The organism is Mesorhizobium sp. M2A.F.Ca.ET.067.02.1.1 (assembly GCF_004023285.1).
Lineage (GTDB): Bacteria > Pseudomonadota > Alphaproteobacteria > Rhizobiales > Rhizobiaceae > Mesorhizobium.
In genome coordinates, this window is the sequence record NZ_RZSB01001044.1 from 1 (window position 1) to 1,617 (window position 1,617).

A 1,617-nucleotide genomic window follows, 5' to 3' on the forward strand; every position below is an offset into this window, starting at 1 on the left:
GTCATCTCGTCGAGCAGCAGCACGTCGGGCTCGACGGCCAGAGCGCGCGCCAGGTCGAGCACGCGCAGGATGGCCAGAGGGATATGGCGGGCCGTCTCGCGGATGTCGAGGTCGGGAATGCCGAGCTCGCGCACCCATGCGCGGAAGGGCTCGACCGGCGTGCCGGTGAGCCTGAGATTGGAGAGGACGTCGAGATCCGGAATCAGCGACGGTTCCTGATAGACCGGCAGCAGCCCGGCGCGGCGGGCGGCCGCGGGGGAGCGGACATCGAGCTGCTGGCCGCGGATCAGGATGCGCCCTGCATCCGCCTTTATCGCCCCGGTCAGGATCTTCACCAGCGTCGACTTGCCGGCGCCGTTGGCGCCCATCAGCGCGTGGACCTCACCCGGCAGCACGGACAGCGAAGCGTTGCGTAGCGCGGCAACCGCGCCGTAATTCTTAGCCACGCCGGTGGCGTCGAGGAGAGGGCTGGTGGTCAAAGCGTTCTCGATCTGGAGCGTTTCACCGTTTCACGGAAACGGCGAACCGCTCTATCCTTTTGTTTTTACGCAATTCCGGACGGAAAACCGCTCACACTTTTCCTGGAATTGCTCGAAGGCTCAAACTATGCGTGCCAGATCAAATGGCAAGGACGCCAGACCTTGGTCCGGCGCCCTGCGCTTGCGTTCGGATCAGGCCCTTACTCGCCCGGGCCCTTGCAGGCCACGATCTGGTCCTTGGTGTAGGTCGTCCAGTCCGGGATGGAGATCGAGACCGGCCATTCGGGGCTGAGCGAGGGGTCGACGACGCTCTTCAGCTTGGCCTTGCCTTCCTCGGTGGCGTTCTCCCAGAGCTGCGGCTCGACCAGGACGGTCTGCTGCGCCGGCTTCTTGCCGTCGAGGATCTGCAGCGCGAGCGTCACGCCCGCGCCGCCGATCGAGCCGGGATTGGTGACGGCCGCGCCGACCAGGTCCTTGACCGAGCTCAACTGGCCGACGAAGCCGGCATTGTCGGCGCCCACGACCGGCACCATCGGCGCCTGCTGCTCGACCAGCGCGTCGACGATTACGTTGTCGATGCCGGAGGTCCAGATGCCGTTGATCGGCGTGCCGGTGGCGAGGAAGGACAGGATCTGCTGCTTGGCCTGGTCCTGCTGCCAGCCGGTGAAGACTTCCTGCGCGACCTTCACATCGGGGAATTCGGCGAGTGCCTTCTTGAAACCTTTGTCGCGGTCAGAGTCGGCCGAAGCGCCGGCGGCGCCGCGCATATAGAACACCTCGCCCTTGCCGCCCATCTGCTGGAACAGCCACTTGGCGCCGAGATAGGCATACTGTTCCTGGTTGTTGGAGATGATGTAGGCGGACGGTTCGGTCACCGCCTGGTCGACAGCGACGACGACGATGCCGGCCTTGGTGGCTTCCTCGAGGCCTGCCTTGATGCCGGCCGGATCGGCCGGGTTGACGACGATGGCGTCGACCTTGGCGCTGATCAGGTTGCGGATGTCCTCGAGCTGGCCGGCGGCGTCGGTGTTGCGGTGAGCGATGTTGAGCTTCGCCACTTCACCGGAAGCGAGCGCCTGCGCCTTCATCGCGCAGATCATCTCCTCGCGCCAGCCATTGCCCTGCACTGTGTTGGAAA

2 protein-coding genes are annotated in these 1,617 nt (G+C 65.4%); both read right to left on the bottom strand.

Annotated elements, in window-relative coordinates:
- Positions 1–479 (bottom strand): ATP-binding cassette domain-containing protein (locus tag EOA28_RS35220; protein ID WP_148671081.1); only part of this gene is annotated, 479 nt, incomplete at its 3' end.
- Between the two features lie 200 nt (positions 480–679).
- Positions 680–1,617 (bottom strand): ABC transporter substrate-binding protein (locus EOA28_RS35225; RefSeq protein ID WP_128298349.1); only part of this gene is annotated, 938 nt, incomplete at its 5' end.